Source organism: Pseudonocardia sp. HH130630-07 (genome assembly GCF_001698125.1).
Lineage (GTDB): Bacteria > Actinomycetota > Actinomycetes > Mycobacteriales > Pseudonocardiaceae > Pseudonocardia.
Map to the genome: position 1 here is coordinate 263,839 of NZ_CP013854.1, position 23,210 is coordinate 287,048.

Consider the following 23,210-nt stretch of genomic DNA (forward strand, 5'->3'; position numbering starts at 1 on the left):
ACCGGCCCGTCTCGCGGCACGACCGGGCGAGCGGTCCGCCCCGCGACGCGTCCGCCCAGCTCATCGACACGTTCCGTGGCGGAACGTCGACACCGGACACCCGACCGGAGCAGCCGTCCCGGGTAATGGGACAGCACGTCACGGAACGTCTCCCGGGACGGGCTGTCCAACGGTCGCGACACACCGTTCGTCCCGTGCGCCGCCGGACGCGACGAACGGTTCCCCCGTGCGGCGCAGCCGCCCGGCGGCCGTCCCTCCGGCCCGGACGCGGGCGACGGGACACGATGTCGCATGACGCCGGGCGCCGTACTGCGGAATGATGCGCACCGTGTCCGACACGAACGTCACCGGCAGAGACATCACCGCGACCCCCGAGTGGACGGCGCTGACCGAGCACGCGGCGGAGGTCGAACCGCGCCATCTCCGTGCGCTGTTCGAGTCCGATCCGGACCGGGCGGCCGCGCTGACCGCCGTCGGTGCGGATCTCGTCCTCGACTACTCCAAGCACCGCATCACCCGGGAGACGATCGGCCTGCTGGCCGGGCTGGCCAGGGCCGCCGGGCTCCCGGAGCGCACCGAGGCGATGTTCACCGGCGAGCACGTCAACACCTCCGAGGACCGGGCCGTCCTGCACACCGCGCTGCGCCTGCCGCGGGAGGCCTCGCTGGTCGTCGACGGGCAGGACGTCGTGGCCGACGTGCACGCCGTCCTCGACCGGATGGGCGCGTTCACCGACGCGGTGCGCTCCGGCGGCTGGACCGGGTTCACCGGGGAGCGGATCCGGACCGTCGTCAACATCGGGATCGGCGGGTCCGACCTGGGGCCGGTCATGGCCTACGAGGCGTTGCGCGACTACGCGCAGCGCGACCTGGAATGCCGGTTCGTGTCCAACATCGACCCGACCGACCTGTACGAGAAGACCCGTGACCTCGACCCGGCGACGACGCTGTTCGTCGTCTCGTCGAAGACCTTCACCACCCAGGAGACGCTGACCAACGCCCGCAACGCGCGGACCTGGCTGCTCGACGGGCTGGGCACGACCGACACCGCGGCCATCGCGCGGCACTTCGCGGCGGTGTCGACCAACGCCGAGAAGGTCGCCGAGTTCGGCATCTCCACCGACAACATGTTCGGTTTCTGGGACTGGGTCGGCGGCCGCTACTCGGTCGACTCCGCGATCGGCCTGTCCCTCATGTGCGCGATCGGACGGGAGCACTTCGCCGGGTTCCTCTCCGGCATGCACGCCATGGACGTGCACTTCCGCGAGACCCCGCTGGAGCAGAACCTGCCGGTGATCGCCGGCCTGCTGGGCGTCTGGTACTCCAACTTCTTCGGTACCGAGACCCGCGCGGTCCTGCCCTACTCCCAGTACCTGCACCGGCTGCCCGCCTACCTGCAGCAGCTGACGATGGAGTCCAACGGCAAGTCCGTCCGCGGCGACGGCACCGGCGTGACCACGACGACCGGCGAGATCTTCTGGGGCGAGCCGGGCACCAACGGCCAGCACGCGTTCTACCAGCTGCTGCACCAGGGCACCCGGATCGTGCCCGCCGACTTCATCGGCTTCGCCCGCCCGCACCACGACCTGCCCGGCGAGGGGCCGGCGGACATGCACGACCTGTTCATGGCGAACCTGTTCGCCCAGACCGCCGCGCTGGCCTTCGGGCGCACGGCCGGGGAGATCGCCGACGAGGGCACGCCGGCCGGCATCGTGCCGCACAAGGTGATGCCCGGGAACCGGCCGTCGTCGACCATCCTCGCGGAGCGGCTCACCCCGGCGGTGCTGGGCCAGCTCGTCGCGTTCTACGAGCACGTCACGTTCGTCGAGGGCGTGATCTGGGGCGTCGACTCGTTCGACCAGTGGGGCGTCGAGCTCGGCAAGGTCATGGCCCGGCAGTTCGGCCCGGCGCTCTACGCGGCCGACCCGCCGGACGCCGCCGAGGCCGGTCTGGACGCGTCCACCGCGGCGCTGGTGGCGCGGTACCGGGCCTGGCGCGGCCGCTGAGCACGCCCCGGCGTCCGCGGGCACGGCCGGGCACACTGGTCCGGTGGACGATCACCGGCCCGACCCGCGGACGACGGGGATCGTCGCCGCCCTGCTCCTGGTCACCGCGGTCTCGCTGCTGCTGATCGGCGGCAGCGGCGGGCTGCACCGGGACCTGTCGACCGCGGCCGGGTTCGCCGCCGAGCGGGAACCGGGCCCGGTGGGCGCGGCCCTGGTCGTCACCGAGATCGGCAACACCGCGGGCAGCGCGGTGGTCGCGCTCGTCACCGGGGCCGTGCTCGCCTGGCGCGGGCACCGGGCGCGGGGGCTGTACCTGGCCGCGCTGCCGCTGGTCGCGAGCCTGGTCTTCAGCGGGCTCAAGCGGGTGCTGGACCGGGCCCGCCCGCCGGAGGAGCTGCAGTTCATGTCGGTGGCGAACGAGTCGCTGCCGTCCGGGCACGCGACGATGGTGGCGGCGGTCTGGACCGGTGTGGTGCTCGCGCTGTGGCCGTTCCTCGCCCGTCGCGGCCGGACCACCCTGGTGGCGTGCGCGGCGGTGTGGGTCGCGGCCGTCGGCTTCACCCGGATCTACCTGGGCGTGCACTGGCTGTCCGACGTCCTGGCCGGCTGGGCCCTGGGCGCCGGTCTGGCATTCACCGGCCTGACCCTCCTGTTGCTCGCCGCCCCGCCCCCCTCCCCCGGTTCCACTCATGGAGCTTCGGCCTCGCCTCACGAGGCCGAAGCTCCATGAGTCGCACCGGGGGCGTGCCGCGGCTCCGCCACTCATGGAGCTTCGGCCCGGCGGCACCGGGCTGAAGCTCCATGAGTGGGACCGGGGCGGGTCAGTGGCCCGTCTCCACCTCGGCGCGGACCCGCTCCGCGCGTTCGCCGGCGGCGGCCAGGGAGAGGGCGTGTTCGTGCCAGGCGGCGACGTCGCCCCGCAGCCACGCCTCCCGCAGCCCCTCCGCCGAGGCGGACCAGCGGCGGACGAGGACCACGCCCTCGGCGGCCGTGCGGGAGCGGCGCAGGACCGGCTGCGCCCCGATCGCCCGGCTCATCGCCAGTATCGAGCGCATCGACGGGGCGATCCGGCCGGTGATCTCGATCGGCACCGGCAGCCCCGCGACCGCCTGCGCGGTCCGGGCGGAGCGCGCCGCGACGAGGACCGCCAGCGCCACCAGGAGCACCAGCAGGGGCGCCGCGACCAGCAGACCGGTACCGGCCGGGCCCGGCAGCAGCAGGACGAGCGCGACCAGGAGCACCGTCATCGGCAGCGACCACCGCAGCGCCCGGAGCAGCCGGGCCCTGGAGTGCGCCCGTTGCTGCGCCGCCCGGTCGGGCGGGCCCTGGTCGGCGCGCACGAGTCCGCGGTCGACGTACAGCAGGGCGGTGTCCGACTCGTCCGGCATCGGGTGATTGTGCACCACCCCGCCGCCGGGCCGGTCAGGCGAGGATCGGCAGGTGCTGGGGTGCGCTGTACCGGGCGGCGGACATGACCTCGTCCACCGGGAGCGGCCGGTTCCGGGTCACCGCCGCCGCGGCCGTGCCGTGCAGCGGGACGAACGGGTAGCGCGTCTCGCACCGGCGCAGGTGGCCCTGCACCTGGTCGTGGTATCGGGCCAGGTCGGCGGCGTGCCGGGCCGGGAACAGCAGCAGGAAGTCGCCCGCGCCGATCCGGATCGCGCGGTCGGCCCGCTGGGGCAGTACCTGGCGCAGGCTCTGCCCGATGGCCTCCAGCGCGGCGTACTCGGCCCGCATGCCCAGCGACCGGCGCATGCTCTCGATCTCCGGCACCCGGAGCCCGAGCAGACCCATCGGCAGCGTCCCGCTGGTGCCACCGGCGGTCCACCGGTGCAGGAACGCCGGGGTACGGGCGCCGGTCGCGCGGTCGCGGTCGTCCTCGCGCGCGTCGTCGAGCTGCCGGTCGTTGCGCGCCTCGCCGCGCAGCGCGCGCTCCATCTGGTCGGTGACGAAGCGCATCGACGCCTCCAGCCGGGAGTCGCCGCCGTCGTGCGGGCTGGCGACGACCGCGCGGAGGACCTCGTCGATCCGGTCCAGCGTGGACGTCGCGGTGCGCCCGGCCATGGCCCGCCGCAGCCGCAGGACCTCGTGGTATGCGTCCTCCCGGCGGAAGGACCACGATCCCTCGAACCGGCGGCCCGCCTCCAGCGTCGGCGAGTCCTCGAAGACGGTCTCGGTGTCCAGCGCGACCAGGCAGGCGCCGGACCGGGGGCTGAGCACGGTGACGCTCCACTCGCGGGCGAGCGGATCGGTCTCGTCGAGCAGCACGTGGTCGATCCCCGGCGGGAGCGCGGGCGGCAGGTCCTCGACCAGCCCCACCACCGTCACCGTGCCCTGCCCGGCGATCCGCCGGTACATCTCGACCTCGCGCTCGAAGTAGCTCAGGCGCTGGAACATCGCGATGACGAGCGTCGGCTGGTCGTCCGCGCCGGCCAGCGCGAAGCGCTCGATCGCGTGCGAGAGCGCCACCAACAGCCGCTTGCTCACGGACACCCGTTCCGGCATATCGCCTCCCTCCTTCGGGATCGCTGCGAGGCAGTATCGCGGACTCGCCGTAGTCGATCGAACACAGGGGGTGGATATACCGGAGATCAGCGGGTCACGGGCACGTCACGGGATCAGCACAAGATCACCCGGCACACGATCACTCCTGTTCCTTCGGGCACCACCACGTCGACCGGCCGCCGACGGTCCCGTGCACCATCTCGGTCCCGCAGCGCGGGCAGTGCCCACCGGGGTGACGGTGCTCGATCACCTCGCCGGTGTGCACCCCGCCGTTCGCGATCGCGCGCTCCAGGGCCCGGTCCAGGTTGCGGTGCAGCCGGTCGAGATCGGTCCGGGTCAGGTCGCGGACCGGGGTCCGCGGATCGATCCGGGCCTGCCACAGGGTCTCGTCGGCCAGCAGGTTCCCGACGCCGGCGAGCACCGACTGGTCCAGCAACCGCGCCTTCACCGCCGAGCGGCCGGCCGCCAGCCGGTCCCGGAACTCGGCCGGCTTCATGTTCTCGGCGTCCGGGCCGAGCCCCGAGAGATCCGGGTCGAGCCGGATCCGGCCCAGCCGGCGCTTGTCGAACAGCCGGAACTCGCCGCCGTCGGCGAAGGCGACGGTGAACCGGTCCCACTCGGTCTTGCGCGGCTGCCGGTCCGGGCGGGCCGGGCCACCGCCGATCCGCTCGCCCCCGGAGTCCGTGACGACGATCCGCCCGCCCATGCCCAGGTGCACGCCGAGCGCTGGGCCGTCGGCCCCGTCGGCGGTCCGGGTGTCGCACCACATCGTCTTGCCGATCCGGCGCGCCGTGGTGAGCGTCCCGCCCTCGAGCGCGGTGGCGATGTCGCCGGGACGGTGCGGCCGGCACACCCAGTCGTCGCGGTCGTCGATCTCGGCGATGACACGTCCGGTGGCCTGTGCCAGCACCGTCCGTGCGTTCTCCACCTCGGGAAGTTCGGGCATGCCGGTCAGTCTGGCCCGGCCCCGGAACACCCGCGCGGGGACGGGACGTTGGACGTCTGTGTGGACGAGAGGATGCGGGTGCGCGCGCCCGAGCTGCGCGGACGGCGATGGCTCAACACCGGCGGCCGGGATCTCACGCTGGCGGAGCTGCGCGGCCGGATCGTGGTGCTGGACTTCTGGACCTTCTGCTGCGTGAACTGCCTGCACGCGCTCGACGAGCTGCGGGAGGTCGAGCGGGAGTTCGGCGGCCCGGACGGCGTGCTGACCGTCATCGGCGTGCACTCCCCCAAGTTCGTGCACGAGGCGGACCCGGCAGCCGTCGAGGCCGCCGTCGAACGCTACGGCGTCGAGCACCCCGTCCTCGACGATCCCGAGCTGACCACCTGGGACGCCTACGGTGCCCGGGCCTGGCCGACGCTCGCGGTGATCGACCCGGACGGCGTCGTCGTCGCCCGGATGGCGGGTGAGGGGCACGGGCCCGGCCTGGCCGCGCTGGTCCGGGAGCTGATCGCCGCGGGCGGTGACCGGTTGCGCCGCGGCAGCGGGCCCTACGTCGCCCCGCCCGCGCCGGACACCGCGCTCCGGTTCCCCGGCAAGGTCGCCGCCCTGCCCGGCGGGACGTTCCTGGTGTCGGACACCGCACACCACCAGCTCGTCGAGCTGGGTCCCGACCTCGTCACCGAGATCCGCCGGATCGGCAGCGGCGAGCGCGGCGCGACCGACGGACCGGCACCGGCCGCCCGGTTCGCCGAGCCCCAGGGCGTGCTGGTGCTCGACGACCGGACGGTGCTGGTCGCCGACACCGCGAACCACACGGTCCGCCGGGTCTCCTGGCCGGACGGCGCCGTGCGCACCCTCGCCGGCACCGGGTCCCAGCTGCGCGAACGCGTCGAGCCGGGGTCGGTCGGCCACGCGCTGTCCTCGCCGTGGGACCTCGCGACGTGGGAGGGGCGGGTCGTCGTCGCCATGGCCGGGTCGCACCAGCTCTGGACCGTCGACCCGGACACCGGCGAGGCCACGGTCCTGGCCGGGACGACGACCGAGGGCCTGCGCGACGGGGCGTTCGGCGAGGCGTTCCTCGCCCAGCCCTCGGGAGTGGCGACCGGCCCGGACGGCACGCTCTGGGTCGCCGACTCCGAGGTGTCGGCCCTCCGCCGGGTGCGGACCGACCCCGGGGCCGGGGCGCAGGTCGCCACCGCCACCGGGCAGGGGCTGTTCGAGTTCGGGCACCGGGACGGCCCGGCCGCGCAGGCGCTGCTCCAGCACCCGCTGGGCGTGGCCGTCCTGCCCGACGGCTCGGTCGCCGTCGCCGACACCTACAACGGGGCGATCCGGCGCTACGACCCGTCGTCGGACACGGTGTCCACACTGGCCGACGGGCTGGCCGAGCCGTCGGACCTGCTCCTGGACCGCGCCGGCGGTGCCGCCGGTGACACCCTGATCGTCGTCGAGTCCGCGGCGCACCGGCTGGTGCGCATCCCGGTCCCGGCCGGGACGCTGGTCTCGGGGGCCGCCCACGCGGTCCGCCGCACCCCGCTGGAGCTGGGGGCCGAACCGGAGCTGCGGATCGGGTTCGTGCCGCCTACCGGCCAGCACCTCGACGACCGGTTCGGCGATCCGACGTCGCTCACCGTCACCGCGGACCCGCCCGAGCTGCTGCTCGCCGGATCGGGGACGGCGACCGGGCTGCGGCGGGTGCTGCGCCTCGACCCGGCGGTCGGCTCCGGCGTGCTGCAGATCGCCGTGGCCGCGGCGGCCTGCGACGACGCCGGGGACACCTTCGCGGCGTGTCACCGGTACCAGCAGGACTGGGGGATCCCGGTGCTGGTCGAGGCGGACGGACCGCAGGCGCTGGAGCTGGACCTGCGCTCGGTCTGACACCCGTTGCCCGGCAGGCGTCCGGCGGGTATACCCGTCCGCATGGCCCGACGCCGCCGGTGGCCGCTCGCCGTGCTCGCCGTCGTCGTGCTGGTGGGCGGGCTCGCTGTCTGGACCTACCGGCCCCGTCCGGTCCCGCCGCCGGTGCCCGGGAACGGCCCGGTCCGCGCCGCCGACGCGCCGTGGGTGGTGGCGCTCGCCGACCGGCCCGACGGCGGCGGCCCGCCGGTCAAGCAGTGTGCCGGGACGCTCGTGGCCCCGCGCGCCGTGGTCACCGCCGGGCACTGCGTGGCCCGGCGCGAGCCGTCCGCGATGGTCGTGCTCGTGGGCCGGGCCGATCTGCGCACCGGGGCCGGGACCGAGGTCGGAGTGGCGGACCTGTGGACCCCGCCGGACGGCGTCCCGGCCGGCGGCGACGGCGTCCTCACCGGCCTCGTCCGGCCCCGCACCTCACCCCCGGACATCGGCCTGGTGCTGCTGGACTCGCCGGCCGGAGTCGCCCCGCTGCCGATGGCCGGGACCGGACCGCCGGCCGGCAGCCCGGCACGCTACCTCGGCTGGCGGGTGTCCCCGCAGGACGAACCGGTGCTCTGGCAGTCCCCGGAGGTCGTGCTCGACGACGCCGTCTGCACCGCAGCCGCCCGCGACGCCCGCAGCGTCGTCCCGCCGGTGGCCCACGGGTGGAGCTACGACCCGGCGGACTACCTCTGTACCGCGGGCACGGCCGCGCCGGGGCCGGGGACGCCGATGGCCCCGCACCGCCCCACCGACAGCGGGGCCCCGGTCGTCGTCGGCGGGCGGCTCGCCGGGGTCAACGCCTGGGGCCCGGACCCGGACCCGGCCGTCCCCGACTTCCACGCCCGGGTCGCGACCTACGCGGCCGGGCTGACCCGGCTGCTCGACGCGGCCGGGCGGACCGGCCGGTTCCCCTGACGCCGCCCCGGCTCAGCTCTCCAGCCAGGCGAGCACCGCCATGACCCGGCGGTGGTCGTCCGACGACGGGGGCAGCCCGAGCTTGGTGAAGATCGACGAGATGTGCTTCTCGACCGCGCCCTGGGTGATCACCATCAGCCGCCCGATCGCGGTGTTGGTGCGGCCCTGCGCCATCAGCTCCAGCACCTCCCGCTCGCGCGGGGACAGCACCGCCAGCGGGTCCCGGCGACGGCGGTTGGTCAGCAGTGCCGACACCACCTCCGGGTCCAGGACCGTGCCCCCCGCCGCCACCCGGGTCAGCGCGTCGGACAGGTCCGCCAGTTTGGACACCCGGTCCTTGAGCAGGTAGCCGACCCCGCCACCGGCCTCCAGCAGGTCGGTCGCGTAGGACTCCTCGACGTACTGCGACAGCACCAGGATCCCGACGCCGGGGTGCGACCGCCGGATCTCCAGCGCGGCCCGCAGCCCCTCGTCGGTGAACGACGGCGGCATCCGCACGTCGACGACGGCGACCTCCGGTTCGTGCTCGGCCACCGTCGCGACCAGCGCCTCACCGTCACCGACGGCCGACACGACGGTCGCCCCGGCCTCCTCCAGCAACCGGACGAGGCCCTCGCGCAGCAGCATCGAGTCCTCCGCGAGCACCACGCGCATCGTCATGGAGCCATCCTCGGTCACGCCTCGCCCAGCCCGGCGACCGGTACCTCCGCGGTCAGCTCGGTGGGACCGCCGGCCGGGCTGCGGACGTCCAGCCGGCCCTCGACGATCTCCAGCCGGTCCGCGAGCCCGGCCAGACCGTGCCCCTTCCCCAGGTGGGCCCCGCCGCGGCCGTCGTCGGTCACCACGATCCGCAGCAGGGTGTCGTCGACGGTCACGGTGACCGTCGCCGTCGACGCCTCCGCGTGCTTGGCGATGTTGGTCAGCGCCTCGGACACCACGAAGTACGCGGTGTTCTCCACCAGCGCGGGCAGCCGGGAGCCGGGATCGAGCCCGACGTCCAGGTCGACCGGGACCGGGCTGCGCCCGGCCGCAGCCGCCAGCGCGGGACCGAGTCCCCGGTCGGCGAGGATCGGCGGGGCGATCCCGCGGGACAGCGCCCGCAGCTCCGACAGCGCCTCGCGGCTCTGCTCCAGCGCCTCGTGCAGCAGCGGACGGGCCTTCTCCGGGGCGTCGTCGAGCCGGCGGACGGCCGCCTCGAGGTCCATGCCCAGCCGCACCAGCCGCTGCTGCGGGCCGTCGTGGATGTCGCGCTCCAGCCGGCGCAGCGTCTGCGCCTCCGCGGCGACGGCCGCGCGGCGACCCGACGCCAGCGCCTGCGCCCTGGCCCGCAGCGCCGCGGTCTGGTTCGTGAGCAGGCCACGGGCGAGCAGCGCCCGGACGTCGGTCAGCCAGCGGACCACCGTCGGCAGCGTCACCAGCAGGAGCACGCCGAGACCGGTGTTGAGCGCGATGTCGCCGGCCGTGGAGTGGATGCCGGTGACCGACTCGAAGAGCGTCCAGACGTCCTCGCCGCGCGGCAGCGACCACTGCCAGAAGACGTAGAACAGGCCGCCGAGCCCGGTGACCGACCAGGCGAGTGCGACGGCGGCGGTGACCGCCCGCAGCGGCAGCGCCGCCACGGCGTGTGCGACGTCGCGCCAGCTCTGCGGGTCGGCCAGCGCGCGGAACAACCGGCCCATCAACCGCCGGCCGCGGTTCGGGCGGTAGTGGTGCGGCGGCAGCGGGCGCCCGGTCGCGGCCTCGGTCGCCCGCCGCTCGAACTCGGCGAACCCGCGCGCGGCGGCCAGCGTGCCGACGGTGATCGGGAGCCCGATCCAGACCACGAACGTCCCGGCGCCCAGGACCAGCCCGACGAGGACGACGACACCGCACACGATGGCCAGCGGGAGCCCGGTGAGCAGGTACGCCATCTGGGCACCGAGCCGGGTCCGCCCCGGCCAGCCGTACGGCCAGCCCGTCGACCCGATGGCGACCTGCGGGGGTGGCGCCCCGTTGCGCAGCACGTACTCGCGCAGCGCGCCGTGCCCCCAGCCCTCCATCGCCCGGACGAGGTGCGGATCCAGCGGGGTGCCCGCTGCGTCGTCGGGGGGTGTCCGCACCGGCCGGTCCCCGGCGGTGCGCGGCTGCTCCGGCATCACGGTCGGCCTTCCGGGTCGGTGGTCCCGGGTCCGAGGATAGTCCGGCACCGGTGGCGGCCGGACCCGGGTGAATCCGGGCACCGATCTCGCGCCGGCGGTCCCGGCGTGGTGAGCTGACCCCCGGGCTACCCGCCGGTAGCACCGGATCACGACGAGGTGAGGAGCACGCCCGGTGGATCCCTCCGACCTGACCGACGTCCTGGAGTCCGTGCGGGACTTCGTCCGCAGCGAGGTCGTACCGCTGGAGGAGACGATCGACGCCGAGGACGCCGTCCCCGAGCGCATCGTCGCCCAGTGCAAGGAGATGGGCCTCTACGGCTTCACCATCCCCGAGCAGTACGGCGGGCTGGGCCTGACCGCGTCCGAGGAGGTGCGGCTGGCCTTCGAGCTGGGCTGGACCACGCCGGCACTGCGGTCGCTGTTCGGCACCAACAACGGCATCGCCGGGCACGTCCTGCTAGAGGGCGGCACGGACGAGCAGAAGTCCGAGTGGCTGCCCCGGCTGGCCTCCGGCGAGGTGACGGCGTCGTTCGGGCTGACCGAGGCCGAGGCCGGGTCGGACCCGTCGTCGCTGACCACCCGGGCGGTCCGCGACGGCGAGGACTGGGTGCTCAACGGCTCCAAGCGCTACATCACCAACTCCCCCGTCGCCGACGTCGTCATGGTGTTCGCCCGGACCGACCCGGACGCACCCGGCAACCGCGGCATCTCGACGTTCCTGGTCCCCCGGGACACCCCGGGCCTGTCGATCGGGCCGAAGGACCACAAGATGGGGCAGTTCGGCGCCTGGACCGCCGACGTGCACCTCGACGACGTCCGGGTCCCCGCCAGGCACCTCGTCGGCGGCGAGGAGGGCGTGGACCAGGGGTTCCGGATCGCGGCGAAGTGCCTGGCCCACGGGCGGCTGCACATCGGGGCGGTCTGTGTCGGGATGGCCGACCGGCTGGTCCACGAGACCGTCGGGTACGCCCGCACCCGGGAGCAGGGCGGCCGGCCGATCGCCCGGTTCCAGCTCGTGCAGGGCCTCGTCGCGGACTCGGTGACCGACGCCAGGGCCGGGCGCGGACTGGTCCTCGACGCCGCCCGCAGCTTCGACGACGGCAGCGACCGGGTCTCCGGCCCGGCCGCGGCCAAGTACTTCTGCTCGGAGATGGTCGGGCGGGTCGCCGACCGCGCGGTGCAGGTGCACGGCGGCGCCGGCTACATGCGCGGGGTCGCGGTGGAACGGTTCTTCCGCGACGCCCGGCTGTTCCGCATCTACGAGGGGACCAGCCAGATCCAGCAGGTCATCATCGCCAGGGACGCGCTGGGCAGCGCCGCCCGGGACTGATCACCGCTCCCCCAGCACCGCGCGGAGCGCTCCGGCCACCTCGCCGACGTGCGCGGCGAGATCGCGCTCCTCCCGCGGTGGCCCGACCCAGCGGACGAACGCCGTCCGGAACACCGCGACCGCGGTCTCGGCCGCGACCGCGGCGCCCGGCTCGCCGACCCCGCGCTCGCGCAGGCCGGCGCCGAGCGCCTCCGCCACGGTCGCCATCTTGACCAGCTCCCGCTCGCGCAGCGACGCGTTCGCCGCGAGGACCCGCTGCCTGCGCCGGGACGGTTCGTGCCGTCCGGCGAACCGCGAGGCCACCCGGTCCAGGGTCCCGAGCAGTGCCGACGCGGGCGACTCGGCGGGGTCCGCCGCGGCCAGTTCGGCGGTGAAGAGACCGACGAACGCCTCCCCGGGCCCCCCGAAGAGCACCTCGCGCTTGTCCGCGTAGTGCCGGAAGAACGTCCGCTTGGTGACCCCGGCCCGGGAGGCGATCTCCTCCACCGTCGTGGCGTCGTAGCCGCGCTCGGAGAACAGGTCCAGCGCGGCCTCGTACAGCCGGCCGGGCGAGTCGGGCTCCCATCGAGGCATGTGCCGACCCTACGTGATGACACCAGGTGCCATCATCGTGCTACGGTTGATGTCACCAGATGACATCAAACGAAGGGCACGCCATGCACGTCCTCGTCACGGGAGCGACCGGCTGGGTCGGCTCCGCGGTCGTCCCGGAGCTGCTCGGCGCCGGGCACCGGGTGTCCGGGCTCGCCCGGTCCGACGCCTCGGCCGCGGCGCTGGCCGCGACCGGTGCCGCGGTCGTCCGGGGTTCGCTGGACGACCTCGACCTCCTGTCCGACGCCGCCGGCCGGTCCGACGGCGTCGTCCATCTCGCCTTCAAGCACGACGTGGCGTTCGGCGGCGACTTCCCGGCGGCCGTGGCCGCCGACCGGGCGGCGATCACCGCGCTGGCGGCACCGCTGGCCGGGACCGGGCGGCCGCTGGTCGTCGCGTCCGGGCTGGCCGGGCACTCCGGCGGGGTCGCCGTCGAGGAGACCGACGCTCCGTTCACGGACTCCGGGACGACCGGGCGGATGCGGACCGAGCAGGAGGTGCTCGGCCTGGCGGCCTCCGGGGTGCGCACGGTGAGCGTGCGGCTGGCACCGACCGTGCACGGCGCGGGCGACCACGGCCTGATCTCGACGTTCGTCGACGTCGCGCGCCGGACCGGGGTCGCGGGGCACGTCGGTGACGGCGGGAACCACTGGCCCGCCGTGCACGTCACGGACGCGGCCCGGCTGTTCCGGCTCGGCTGCGAGTCCGCACCGGCCGGGACGGTGCTGCACGCCGCCGCCGAGCAGGGGGTGGCGATGCGGGAGATCGCCGGCGTGATCGGCCGGTACCTGGACGTCCCGGTGCGGTCGGTCGAGCCGGAGCACTTCGGCTGGCTGGGGGCGTTCGCCGGGCTCGACGTGATCGCCCGCAGCGAGCGGACCCGGCAGCTGCTCGGCTGGGAACCGGCCGGGCCGGGGCTGCTCGATGACCTCGGGCGGCACTACTTCACCGTCCCGGCCGCCCGCTGAGCCCCGGACGGCGAACGGCCCCGCTCCTCGTCGAGGAGCGGGGCCGTCGTCGCGCCGGGTCAGTGGTGGGCCGGACCCCGGTGGTACTCGAAGACCAGACCGCCCACGGCGATCAGGACCAGGGTGCCGCCGACCACGATCATCCAGGCGTAGAAGAACGCCAGGCCGACACCGGTGAACGCGGCGGCCGCGGCCAGGCCGAGCGGCCAGTAGCTGCCCGGGGAGAAGAAGCCGACCTCACCGGCGCCGTCGGAGACCTCGGCGTCGGGGTTGTCCTCCGGACGCTCCTCGAGCCGCCGGGAGACGAACCGGAAGTAGGTGCCGACGATCAGCGACAGCCCGGCGGTGAGCCACAGCGCGGTGACCCCGACGACCTCGCCGGCGATGAACATGTAGGCGAGCGCGCACAGGATGAAGAAGCCGGTGCAGATCTCGAAGATCCGGGACTCGATCTTCATGGTGGTCCTGTCCTCCCTCAGCCCGTGACCTGCGCGGCCAGCTGGCCGCGGTCGGTCGAGAACGGCTTGGTGCTGACGGCCTCGGGCGCGCACCACTCACCGCAGTTCAGCGCCTGCAGCGCCTCACCGGTCGTGTTCGGCTGGCCGGTCTGCGGGTTCGTCTCCTTGCGGAGCTGGATGTAGCGGTCGAACAGCGCGGGCTCGAGGGCACGCACCTCGAAGTTCATCTGCGAGTGGTAGGAGCCGCAGAGCTCGGCGCACCGCCCGACGAACGCGCCCTCACGGTCGATCCGGTCGATCACGTAGGTGTTGTCCTGCTCGTTGCGCTCCGGGAACGGGAACACGTCGCGCTTGAAGAGGAACTCCGGGACGTAGAAGGAGTGGATCACGTCCGGGGAGCGCTGGGTGAACTCGATCGACCGGTCGGTCGGCAGGACCATGATCGGGATCGTCTCGCTGTCACCCAGCGTGGAGATCCGGTTGCCGTCGGCGCCGGTCTCGTCCGGGTAGGAGAACTCCCAGTTCCACTGGAACCCGACGATGTCGACGCGCAGGTCGGCGGGGCCACCGGCACTCGCCTCGGCCTTGTCGACGTAGTTCTGCACGTTGACGGTGAAGCCGAACAGCACGGCGACGATCACCGCCGGGATCGCGGTGAAGATGATCTCGACCGGCAGGTTGTACTGCGTCTGGCGCGGCAGCGAGCCGTCGTCGTCCTTGCGCCTGCGGTGGAAGATCATCGACCAGAACATCACGGCCCAGGTGATGACGCCCACGACGAGCGCCGCGACGGCCGACCAGGTCCAGAGGTTCCGCATCGCCTCGGCCTCGGGAGTGACCCCGACCGGCCAGCCGAAACGGAGGACCTCCTCGACCGAGCAGCCGGTCAGCGCCGGCACCGCCAGCACGCCCACCACGCCCAGCTTCGCCGCCCGGGCGAGCCGGGAGCGGCCTTCGGTTCGGGCCACTGCGTGCCGCCTTCCTGTCTCGTCCTGCGTCAGCCGCACTGCCTGCACGTTCTTCCTAGCTCCGCCGGTCACCACGGGACGGCCGACAACGACCGCGCACCACTCGAACGGAGCACCGTCTTCGACCTCGCGTAGAGACTAGACGAACCCCCGGCGCCGTGCGCCCCCCGGGGTTCGGGTGCCGGGGCCGTCGCGGACCGGCCGCAGCGGTGCGAAACCGGCAGTCTCGCAGGACAAAGTCGGTTTCGCACCGGGGCGCGCGAGCCCCGTCCGGATGACTCGTCATACTGGCCGTTGTGTGCGGACTGCTGGGAATGCTGACCGCCGGGGCGGACGCCGCGACCCGGGTCGAGCCGATCGCCGACGCGCTGCGCTGTGCGCGGCACCGCGGGCCCGACGAGAGCGCGACGTGGAACGACCACGACCTCGTGCTCGGGTTCAACCGGCTGTCCATCATCGACGTGGACCACTCGCACCAGCCCCTGCACTGGGGACCGGTGCCGGGTGAGGACACGCGGTACACCATCGTCTTCAACGGGGAGGTCTACAACTACCCCGAGCTCCGCGAGGAGCTGATCGAGACCTACGACGCCGCGTTCGCCACCGAGGGCGACGGCGAGGTGATCGTCGCGGCCTTCCACTACTGGGGCCCCGACGCCGTGCAGCGGCTGCGCGGCATGTTCGCGTTCGCGATCTGGGACGCCGTCGAGCGCGAGCTGTTCGTCGCCCGCGACCCGTTCGGCATCAAGCCACTGTTCCTCGCCACCACCGCGGCGGGCACCGTGTTCGCCAGCGAGAAGAAGGCCATCCTGGAGATGGCCGGCGGGCTCGGTCTGGGCATGGACCTGGAGCCGGCCGCGCTGCAGCACTACCTGACGCTGCAGTACGTCCCGGAGCCGCTGTCGCTGCACCGGATGATCTCGCGCGTGGAGTCGGGGACGCACGTCACCGTCCGGCCCGGGGCCGAACCGCTGCACCAGCGCTACTTCACGCCGAAGTTCATCTCGCTGCCGTCGCACGCGCCGGCCAGCGCCGAGGCCGAGGCGATCGTGCACGGCGAGATCGCCGACGTGCTGCGCGACTCGGTGGCCAAGCACATGCGCGCGGACGTCACGGTCGGCGCCTTCCTCTCCGGCGGCATCGACTCGACCGCGATCGCGGCGCTGGCCAAGGAGCACAACCCGAACCTGATCACCTTCACCACCGGGTTCGAGCGGGAGGGCTACTCCGAGGTCGACGTGGCGGCGGAGTCGGCCGCCGCCATCGGCGTGCGGCACGTGGTCCGCACGGTCAAGCCGGACGAGATGATGGAGGCGCTGCCGCTCATCGTCTGGTACCTGGACGACCCGGTCGCCGACCCGGCGCTGGTCCCGCTGTGGTTCATCGCCCGCGAGGCCCGCGAGCACGTGAAGGTGGTGCTCTCCGGGGAGGGCGCCGACGAGCTCTTCGGCGGCTACTCCATCTACCGCGAGCCGCTGTCGCTGGCGCCGTTCGAGAAGGTGCCGGGCACGCTCAAGCCGATCATGCGCCGGGCGTCGCGCCGGATGCCGGAGGGCATGCGCGGCAAGGACCTGCTCCGCCGCGGCTCGCTCTCGCTGGAGCAGCGCTACTACGGCAACGCCCGGATCTTCCGGGACGACCAGCTGCACGAGGTGCTGCGCGGCTACGACCCGCGCATCTCGCACCAGGACGTCACGGCGCCGCACTACTTCGCCAGCCACGACTGGGACCAGGTCGCCCGGATGCAGCACGTGGACCTGTTCACCTGGCTGCGCGGCGACATCCTGGTCAAGGCGGACAAGATGACGATGGCGCACTCGCTGGAGCTGCGGGTGCCGTTCCTGGACCCCGAGGTCTTCGACATCGCGTCGTCGCTGCCGCAGTCGCAGAAGATCACCCACGGCGCGAACGGCACCACCAAGTACGCGCTGCGCCGGGCCTGCGAGGGGATCATCCCGCCGCACGTGCTCAACCGGCCGAAGCTGGGCTTCCCGGTCCCGATCCGGCACTGGCTGCGCGACGAGATGTACGCCTGGGCGCGCGACATCCTGCAGAACTCGGGTGCCGGCCACCTGATCGACCTGCAGGCCGTGCACCGGATGCTGGACGCACACCGGGAGGGCCCGGTCGACCACTCCCGCCGCATCTGGGCGGTGCTGGTGTTCCTGATCTGGCACGGGATCTTCGTGGAGAAGCGCATCGTCCCGGACGTGCCGACCCCGACCTACCCGGTCAAGATCTGACCCACCCGGCCCCGGACGCACTCATGGAGCTTCGGCCTCGCCGGACGAGGCCGAAGCTCCATGAGTGGGACGAGCGGGGTGGGCCGGGTCAGGCCGGGAGGACGGTGCGGATCTCGTCGGCGGCGGTGTCACCGAAGGCGTCGCGCAGGCGGGTCAGGGCGGCCTCGGCGTCCCAGGTCCACTCCTGCGGGCCGTCGGACTCCAGCACGTAGGTCGCGATGAGCGCGCCCAGCTGGGCGGACCGCTCCAGGGAGAGACCGCCACCCAGCGCCGTGAGGAAGCCGGCACGCCACGCGTCGCCGACGCCGGTGGGGTCGACGAGCTCGGTCGGCGGGACGACGTCGATCCAGGTCTCGGTGCCGTCCGACTCCACGATCACCGCGCCCTTCTCCCCGTAGGTGGTGATCCGGGTGCCGACCTTCGCCGCGACCTCCTCGGCCGTCCAGCCGGACTTGCGCAGCAGCAGCTCGTACTCGTAGTCGTTGGTGACGAGGTAGGTCGCACCCTCGATCAGCCGCCGGACCTCGGGGCCCTCCATCCGGGCCAGCTGCTGGGACGGGTCGGCCAGGAACGGGTAGCCCTTGTCCCGGCACTCCTCGGTGTGCCGGATCATCGCGTCCGGGTCGCTCGCCCCGATCAGCACGAGGTCGAACCCGCCGACCCGCTCGGCGACCGGCGCCAGCTCGATCTCCGACGACTTGGCCATCGCACCGGTGTAGAACGACGCGATCTGCCGCATCTCGTCGTCGGTGGTGCACACGAAGCGGGCGGTGTGCACGTCGTCGTGGACCTGCACGCCGGAGGTGTCGACACCGCGGGCGTCGAGCACCGCGCGGTACTCGGCGAAGTCCGCGCCGACCGCGCCGATGAGGACCGGGTTCTGACCGAGCACCCCGAGCGCGAACGCGATGTTCCCGGCGACCCCGCCCCGGCGGACCGTCAGGTCGTCCACGAGGAAGCTCACCGAGATGCGGTCGAGCTGCTCGGCGAGGATCTGCTCGGAGAACTTCCCGGGGAAGTGCATCAGGTGGTCGGAGGCGATGGATCCCGTCACGGCAATAGGCACGACAGGCACCCTACGACACACGAACGGGCCCCGTACCGACCGGAATGATCAGTACGAGGCCCGCCCGGGACTCCGACCTGCGGGGAACCGGAGATCAGTTGAACGAGTCACCGCAGGCGCAGGAGCCCCCGGCGTTCGGGTTGTCGATCGTGAAGCCCTGCTTCTCGATGGTGTCGACGAAGTCGATCGTGGCGCCCTGCAGGTACGGCGCGCTCATCCGGTCCACGCCCACCTTCAGGCCGTGGAAGTCGCGGAACAGGTCGCCGTCCAGCGAGCGGTCGTCGAAGAACAGCTGGTAGCGCAGGCCTGCACAGCCACCGGGCTGGACGGCGATGCGCAGGTGCATGTCGTCGCGGCCCTCCTGCTCCAGCAGGGTGCGCGCCTTGACGGCCGCGGCGTCGGACAGCTCCACGCCGTGGGTCTGCTCCGTGGTCGCAGCGTTATCAACGGTCATGACTCTCCCAACGACGTGCGTGTTCCGCCGCATTCCCGGCGGACGAGGCCCATCCTACGACGCTCCGGGCCGGACGGGGTCCCGGTGATCCCCCGTTCGGCGCGCGGGCGGGTGGCCCGCGTCACCGGCCCCAGCGCGGCGCGACCGTGGCGGCCAGCTCGGCCAGCGTCCCGGCGGGGTCGGCCATCGAGGCCTCCAGCCCGAACTCGTCGGCGACCCCGTGCGCCGAGTCGACGCCGGCCGCGGCCGCCTCACGGCGGCCGACGCTCACCTGACCGGCCAGCACGACACACGGGATGCCCCGGTCGGCGGCACCGCGCGCGACCGCGGTGATGAGCTTGCCGCGCAGCGACTGCCAGTCGAAGCTCCCCTCCCCCGTGATCGCCGGGCCCCCGCCGGCCGCGGCCGCGTCCAGCTCGGTGTCCAGTCCGACCAGCTCGCGCACCAGCCCGGCGCCGGACACGACGCCGGCGCCGAGGGCCAGCAGGGCCGCGCCCAGCCCGCCGGCCGCACCCGCCGCCGCCTCGTCACGGACCTCCCGCCCGGCGAACGTCGCGAGGACGCCGGCGAAGACGCCGAGCGCCGCGTCCAGCTCCGCGACGGCGGCGTCGTCGGCGCCCTTCTGCGGCCCGAACACGGCCGCGGCGCCGTGCGGGCCGAGCAGCGGGTTGTCGACGTCGGAGGCGGCCACGATCTCGATCCCGCCGAGGTCGGCGTCCCCGTCGAGCCGGGCGCAGGTCGCCAGCGCCGCCCCGCCGTACGGGAGTTCGAGACCGTCCTCGTCGACCGGGACCAGGCCCAGCGCCGCGAGCATCCCGGCGCCGCCGTCGGTCGTGGCCGACCCGCCCAGCCCGACGACGATCCGCCGGACCCCCGCGGACCGGGCGTCGGCGAGCAGCTGGCCGACGCCGTAGGAGGTCGCGCTGCGGGCCGCGCCGGGTACCCGGTCCGCGCGCCCGACGTGGTGCAGCCCGCAGGCGGCGGCGCACTCCAGGTAGGCGGTGCCGTCGACCTCCAGCCAGGAGCCGGTGACCGGGTCGCCGAGCGGGCCGACCACCTCGCGGGTGTGCACGGTCCCGCCGAGCGCGGTGTGCAGCACCTCGGCGAAGCCGGTCCCGCCGTCGGCGAGGGGGACGATCCGCACGTCGTCGCCGGGGACCGCCCGGCGCCACCCGGCTGCGATCGCCTCGGCGGCCTCCCGTGCGCTGAGCGTTCCGCCGAAGGAGTCGGGAGCCACCACGATCCGCATGCGGGTGAGGTTAGCCGCGGCCCGTAGTGTGACCACCTGTGAGGTTCCTGCGCCGTTCCGAGAGTTCCGACCCGGCCGCCCCGTCGGCGGTCGACGTCTCGGCGGGCACGGACGCGGAGGGCACGGAGGAGGGCACCGGCGGTCGTCCGGGCGCCCGCACCACCGCCGGCAAGGGCCGGGCGACGCCGAAGCGCCGTGACGCCGAGGGCAAGCGTCGTGGCCCCGCGCCGCCCCCGCCCCGTACCCAGCGGGAGGCGTCGAAGCTGGCCAGGGCCAACCGCCCGTCGAAGGACGAGCGGCGGGCGAAGGCGGCCGAGCGGCGCCGCCGGATGGACGCCGGCGACGACCGGGTGCTCCTGCCCCGCGACCGCGGCAAGGTGCGCGCGCACGTGCGCGACGTCGTCGACTCCCGGCCGCACGTCATCGGCCTGTTCCTGCCGCTGGCGGCCCTCGTACTCGTCGGCGCGCTGCTGCAGAACCCGGTGATCCAGCAGTACGTCACGCTGTTCACGTTCCTGATGCTGCTCGTCATGATCGTGGAGGGCACGCTGCTGGGGATGCAGGTGCTGCGCCGGGCGCGGGCCAAGTTCCCGGACGAGGAGATCAAGGGCCTCCCGACCGGCTGGTACGCCTTCTCCCGGGCCACCCAGCCCCGCCGGATGCGGGTGCCGAAGCCGCGGGTGAAGCGCGGCGCCACGGTCTGATCCGGCGGTGCCGGGTCCCGGTACCGGGGCCCGGCGACCGCCGCGGCGCCGGGTTTCGAGCACCTTCCGGACGGCGCCGGTGGGGCGTGCGACACGATGGGCGGTGTGAACGCGACGCTCGTCCTCGGTGGGACCCGATCCGGCAAGTCCCGGTACGCGGAGGAACTCCTCGGCGGCGGCACCCCGGTCCGCTACCTCGCGACCGGCCGGCGCACCGCCGGTGACGCCGAGTGGGACGCCCGGATCGCCGCCCACGCGGCCCGGCGGCCCGCGGACTGGACGACCGAGGAGATCGGTTCGGGACCGCAGCTCGTGGCCGCGCTCGCCGGTACCGGGCCGGTACTGGTCGACGATCTCGGCACCTGGCTGACCGGAGTGCTCGACGACGCCGGTGCCTGGGAGCGGACCGGGGACCTGCCCGAGGTGGACGACCTCGTCGCCGCCCTGGTCGCGGCCGTCGCGGCGGCCCGGGGTCCGGTGGTGCTGGTGTCGGCGGAGACGGGGCTCGGGGTCGTGCCCGAGTCACGGGCCGGGCGGATGTTCCGGGACCGGCTGGGCGAGCTGAACGCCGCCGTCGCCGCGGTCTGCGGGACCGTGGTCCTCGTGGTCGCGGGCCGGGCCCTCACCCTCCCGGCCGGGGCGGCCACGCCCACCGGAGCCACCACGCCCACCGGGAGCGCCACGCCCGCCGACGCCGCCCCCACCGTCGTCCCCGCGGCCGCCCGCAACGGCGCGACGCCGCGGACCGCCACCGGGACCGGGGCGACGGCCGCGGCGGAGCCGGCCGCCGGGCCCGCCCCGGCCGCCGACGCGACACCCGCACCGGCGGCGCCCGTCCGCGCCGCCGGGCCGGCCGCCGGCACCGCCGCTGCGGGCGACCCGATCGAGGTGGCCGCCGTCGGACGGCCCGATCCGCGGACCCGCCGGGAGGCCGTCGCACTGGTCGAGGGGCTCGCCGTCCCCACCGGGGGGCTCGGCCGGCTCGGTGAGCTCGGCGTGTGGCTCGCGGCCTGCCAGGGCACCTGCCCGCCGCGCCCGCCGCTCGACGCCCGGGTCGTGCTCGTCGCGGCCGACCACGGGGTCACCGCGTCCGGGGTCTCCGCCTACCCGGCCGGGGTCTCCGCGGCCCGGGCGAGCGCCGCGGCCGCCGGACGCCTGCCGGTCACCGTCGCGGCCCGCGCCGCCGGGGCCGCGGTCCGGACCGTCGACGTCGGACTGGAACGCCCGGCGGACGGCGCCGAGTCCGGCTACACCGTCACCGGGACCAGCGGCCGGATCGACCGCGAGGACGCCCTCACCCCCGACGAGGTCGACGCCGCGTGGCGGGCCGGTGCCCGGCTCGCCGACTCCGAGATCGAGGCCGGGGCCGATCTCCTCGTCCCGGCCACGCTCTCGGTCGGGGTCACCACGCCGGCCGCCACCCTGGTCGCGGCCCTGACCGGGACCGAGCCGGTGGCCGTCGTCGGGCGGGCGTCGGGGATCGACGACCGGGCCTGGATGCGCAAGGCCGTCGTGATCCGCGACGCGCTGCGCCGGGCCCGCCCGCACGTGCGCGACCCGCTGGCACTGCTGCGGACCGTCGGGGGCACCGATCTCGTCGTACTCGCCGGGTTCCTCGCCCGGGCCGCCGAACGGAAGGTCCCCGCCGTGCTCGACGGCCTCGCCGTCGTCACGGCGGCGATGCTGGCCGAGGAGCTCGCTCCGGGTGCCAAGGAGTGGTGGCTGCTCGCCCAGCCGTCCTCGGAGCCGGCGGCCGCGCTGGTCGTCGAGCACCTGTCGCTCACCCCGGTGCTCGATCTCGCGGTGCGCACCGAGGACGGCACCGCGGCGGTCGCCGTGCTGCCGCTGCTGGCGTCGGCGGCCCGGCTGCTCGCCGAGACCGGTACCGCGGCCGACACCGGGGTCGCGCCCGGCGGGGTGGCGGCCGGCACCGGATCGTGACCGCGGACCGGCCCGGCCCGTTCGCCGGGCTCGCCCTCGCGGTGAGCTGGCTGACGGTGCTGCCGGTACGGGTCCGGACGACGACCGGCGGCGACCTGCCCGCCGGGGTCCCGGCCGCCGCGCTGCGCTGGGCACCGGTGGTCGGCCTGCTGGGCGGGCTCGGCGCCGGTGCGCTGCTGCTCGGCCTCCTGGCGGCGGGGACCGCACCGCTGGTGGCCGGCCTGCTGGTGGTGGGCGCGGGCGCCCTGGCCACCCGCGGCATGCACGTGGACGGGCTCGCCGACACCGCCGACGGGCTGGGCAGCTACGGCCCCCCGGAGCGCGCCCTGCGGATCATGGCCGACGGCGGGGCCGGCCCGTTCGCCGTCGTGACACTGCTGGTGGTGCTGGGCACCCGGGCCGCGGCGCTGGCCCAGCTCGGCACCGCGGCACCGGTCGCCGCGCTCACGGCGTGCGCGCTGGCCGCCGCCACCGGACGGGCGGGGTTCTGCTGGGTCGCCCGCCGCGGGACGCCCGCGGCCCGTCCCGGCGGGCTGGGGGCGACGGTCGCCGGGTCCCAGCCGGCCTGGGTCGCCCCCCTCTGGTGGCTGGCCCTCGCCGGGGTGGCGACCGGCGTCGTGGTCGCGACCGGGCCGGCGCCGGCCCCGGCCGGGGCGGCGGCGGTCGGTGGCGCGGTGCTGCTCGCCGCGGCACTGGTCGCGGGGCTCGCCGCGCACACCCGCCGCCGGTTCGGCGGCACCAGCGGGGACGTACTGGGCGCGGCCGCCGAGCTGGGGAACACCGCCGTCCTCGTCGTGCTGGCGGCGGCGTTCACCGGGTGACCGGCGGCCGCG

The 23,210-nt window shown here is 74.7% G+C and carries 21 protein-coding genes; 10 read left to right on the top strand and 11 right to left on the bottom strand.

All coding sequences use genetic code 11. The features are described 5' to 3' along the window. The first annotated feature begins 319 nt into the window (after nucleotides 1-319). Together pgi and AFB00_RS01320 are read left to right on the top strand one after the other, a co-directional pair. Nucleotides 320-2,005 carry a glucose-6-phosphate isomerase gene (gene pgi / locus AFB00_RS01315; RefSeq protein ID WP_068799902.1) on the top strand — a complete coding sequence of 562 codons (1,686 nt, stop codon included), beginning with the start codon at nucleotides 320-322 and terminating at the stop codon, nucleotides 2,003-2,005. A 43-nt stretch (nucleotides 2,006-2,048) separates the two neighbouring features. Continuing rightward, nucleotides 2,049-2,735 (top strand): phosphatase PAP2 family protein, encoded by a 687-nt coding sequence (locus AFB00_RS01320; protein ID WP_068795678.1) that lies wholly within the window; start codon nucleotides 2,049-2,051, stop codon nucleotides 2,733-2,735. Nucleotides 2,736-2,826: 91 nt separating this feature from the next. On the opposite strand, the gene AFB00_RS01325 is transcribed toward AFB00_RS01320, so the two are convergent. The 3 genes from AFB00_RS01325 to AFB00_RS01335 form a co-directional block, all read right to left on the bottom strand. Next, entirely contained in the window at nucleotides 2,827-3,393 is a 567-nt protein-coding gene (locus tag AFB00_RS01325) for a hypothetical protein (RefSeq protein WP_156819322.1), read from the bottom strand. A 34-nt stretch (nucleotides 3,394-3,427) separates the two neighbouring features. After that, nucleotides 3,428-4,498 carry a DICT sensory domain-containing protein gene (locus AFB00_RS01330; protein WP_197519714.1) on the bottom strand — a complete coding sequence of 357 codons (1,071 nt, stop codon included), beginning with the start codon at nucleotides 4,496-4,498 and terminating at the stop codon, nucleotides 3,428-3,430. A gap of 151 nt (nucleotides 4,499-4,649) precedes the next feature. Continuing rightward, a complete protein-coding gene (locus AFB00_RS01335) occupies nucleotides 4,650-5,456 on the bottom strand; it encodes an Fpg/Nei family DNA glycosylase (RefSeq protein ID WP_068799903.1) in 807 nt (268 codons plus the stop codon). 72 nt (nucleotides 5,457-5,528) lie between these two features. Between AFB00_RS01335 and AFB00_RS01340 the strand changes: the two genes are divergently transcribed. Together AFB00_RS01340 and AFB00_RS01345 are read left to right on the top strand one after the other, a co-directional pair. Further along, entirely contained in the window at nucleotides 5,529-7,334 is a 1,806-nt protein-coding gene (locus tag AFB00_RS01340) for an NHL domain-containing thioredoxin family protein (RefSeq protein WP_068799904.1), read from the top strand. A gap of 42 nt (nucleotides 7,335-7,376) precedes the next feature. Then, on the top strand, nucleotides 7,377-8,267 hold the full coding sequence (locus AFB00_RS01345) for a S1 family peptidase (RefSeq protein ID WP_068795681.1): 891 nt from the start codon (nucleotides 7,377-7,379) through the stop codon (nucleotides 8,265-8,267). 12 nt (nucleotides 8,268-8,279) lie between these two features. Here the strand turns inward: AFB00_RS01345 and AFB00_RS01350 are convergent, their stop codons facing one another. Then, nucleotides 8,280-8,921, bottom strand: coding sequence for a response regulator transcription factor (locus AFB00_RS01350; RefSeq protein ID WP_060714539.1), 642 nt, complete (start codon nucleotides 8,919-8,921; stop codon nucleotides 8,280-8,282). 20 nt (nucleotides 8,922-8,941) lie between these two features. After that, nucleotides 8,942-10,402, bottom strand: a complete 1,461-nt coding sequence (locus AFB00_RS01355; RefSeq protein ID WP_083275172.1) for a sensor histidine kinase — start codon at nucleotides 10,400-10,402, stop codon at nucleotides 8,942-8,944. Nucleotides 10,403-10,577: 175 nt separating this feature from the next. On the opposite strand from AFB00_RS01355, the gene AFB00_RS01360 reads away from it, so the two are divergent. Beyond that, entirely contained in the window at nucleotides 10,578-11,735 is a 1,158-nt protein-coding gene (locus AFB00_RS01360; RefSeq protein WP_068795682.1) for an acyl-CoA dehydrogenase family protein, read from the top strand. On the opposite strand, the gene AFB00_RS01365 is transcribed toward AFB00_RS01360, so the two are convergent. Then, nucleotides 11,736-12,308 carry a TetR/AcrR family transcriptional regulator gene (locus AFB00_RS01365; RefSeq protein WP_068795683.1) on the bottom strand — a complete coding sequence of 191 codons (573 nt, stop codon included), beginning with the start codon at nucleotides 12,306-12,308 and terminating at the stop codon, nucleotides 11,736-11,738. Nucleotides 12,309-12,391: 83 nt separating this feature from the next. On the opposite strand from AFB00_RS01365, the gene AFB00_RS01370 reads away from it, so the two are divergent. Continuing rightward, nucleotides 12,392-13,294 (top strand): NAD-dependent epimerase/dehydratase family protein, encoded by a 903-nt coding sequence (locus AFB00_RS01370; RefSeq protein ID WP_068795684.1) that lies wholly within the window; start codon nucleotides 12,392-12,394, stop codon nucleotides 13,292-13,294. A 59-nt stretch (nucleotides 13,295-13,353) separates the two neighbouring features. Here AFB00_RS01370 and AFB00_RS01375 read toward each other — a convergent pair whose 3' ends face one another. Beyond that, nucleotides 13,354-13,752 (bottom strand): cytochrome c oxidase subunit 4, encoded by a 399-nt coding sequence (locus AFB00_RS01375; protein ID WP_068795685.1) that lies wholly within the window; start codon nucleotides 13,750-13,752, stop codon nucleotides 13,354-13,356. 17 nt (nucleotides 13,753-13,769) lie between these two features. After that, nucleotides 13,770-14,720 carry an aa3-type cytochrome oxidase subunit II gene (ctaC, locus tag AFB00_RS01380; RefSeq protein ID WP_068795686.1) on the bottom strand — a complete coding sequence of 317 codons (951 nt, stop codon included), beginning with the start codon at nucleotides 14,718-14,720 and terminating at the stop codon, nucleotides 13,770-13,772. Between the two features lie 296 nt (nucleotides 14,721-15,016). Here ctaC and asnB point away from each other — a divergent pair, with 296 nt between their 5' ends. Beyond that, nucleotides 15,017-16,963: an asparagine synthase (glutamine-hydrolyzing) gene (gene asnB, locus AFB00_RS01385; protein ID WP_068795687.1), complete on the top strand. Its 1,947-nt coding sequence runs from the start codon at nucleotides 15,017-15,019 to the stop codon at nucleotides 16,961-16,963. Between the two features lie 88 nt (nucleotides 16,964-17,051). Here asnB and AFB00_RS01390 read toward each other — a convergent pair whose 3' ends face one another. From AFB00_RS01390 to AFB00_RS01400, 3 genes are all read right to left on the bottom strand, one after another. Further along, nucleotides 17,052-17,987, bottom strand: coding sequence for a carbohydrate kinase family protein (locus AFB00_RS01390; protein WP_197519871.1), 936 nt, complete (start codon nucleotides 17,985-17,987; stop codon nucleotides 17,052-17,054). 136 nt (nucleotides 17,988-18,123) lie between these two features. Beyond that, nucleotides 18,124-18,483, bottom strand: coding sequence for a HesB/IscA family protein (locus AFB00_RS01395; protein WP_068795689.1), 360 nt, complete (start codon nucleotides 18,481-18,483; stop codon nucleotides 18,124-18,126). Nucleotides 18,484-18,604: 121 nt separating this feature from the next. After that, on the bottom strand, nucleotides 18,605-19,732 hold the full coding sequence (locus tag AFB00_RS01400) for a glycerate kinase family protein (RefSeq protein WP_068795690.1): 1,128 nt from the start codon (nucleotides 19,730-19,732) through the stop codon (nucleotides 18,605-18,607). A gap of 38 nt (nucleotides 19,733-19,770) precedes the next feature. Here AFB00_RS01400 and AFB00_RS01405 point away from each other — a divergent pair, with 38 nt between their 5' ends. The 3 genes from AFB00_RS01405 to AFB00_RS01415 all read left to right on the top strand — a co-directional run bounded on the left by AFB00_RS01405 (nucleotide 19,771) and on the right by AFB00_RS01415 (nucleotide 23,198). Then, a complete protein-coding gene (locus AFB00_RS01405) occupies nucleotides 19,771-20,436 on the top strand; it encodes a DUF3043 domain-containing protein (RefSeq protein WP_068795691.1) in 666 nt (221 codons plus the stop codon). A gap of 105 nt (nucleotides 20,437-20,541) precedes the next feature. Next, nucleotides 20,542-22,377, top strand: coding sequence for a bifunctional adenosylcobinamide kinase/adenosylcobinamide-phosphate guanylyltransferase (locus tag AFB00_RS34465; RefSeq protein ID WP_231974155.1), 1,836 nt, complete (start codon nucleotides 20,542-20,544; stop codon nucleotides 22,375-22,377). Beyond that, complete coding sequence (locus AFB00_RS01415; RefSeq protein ID WP_068795693.1) at nucleotides 22,374-23,198, top strand: adenosylcobinamide-GDP ribazoletransferase; 825 nt, start codon at nucleotides 22,374-22,376, stop codon at nucleotides 23,196-23,198. The genes AFB00_RS34465 and AFB00_RS01415 overlap by 4 nt, the downstream gene beginning before the upstream one ends. The last annotated feature ends 12 nt before the right edge of the window (nucleotides 23,199-23,210 follow it).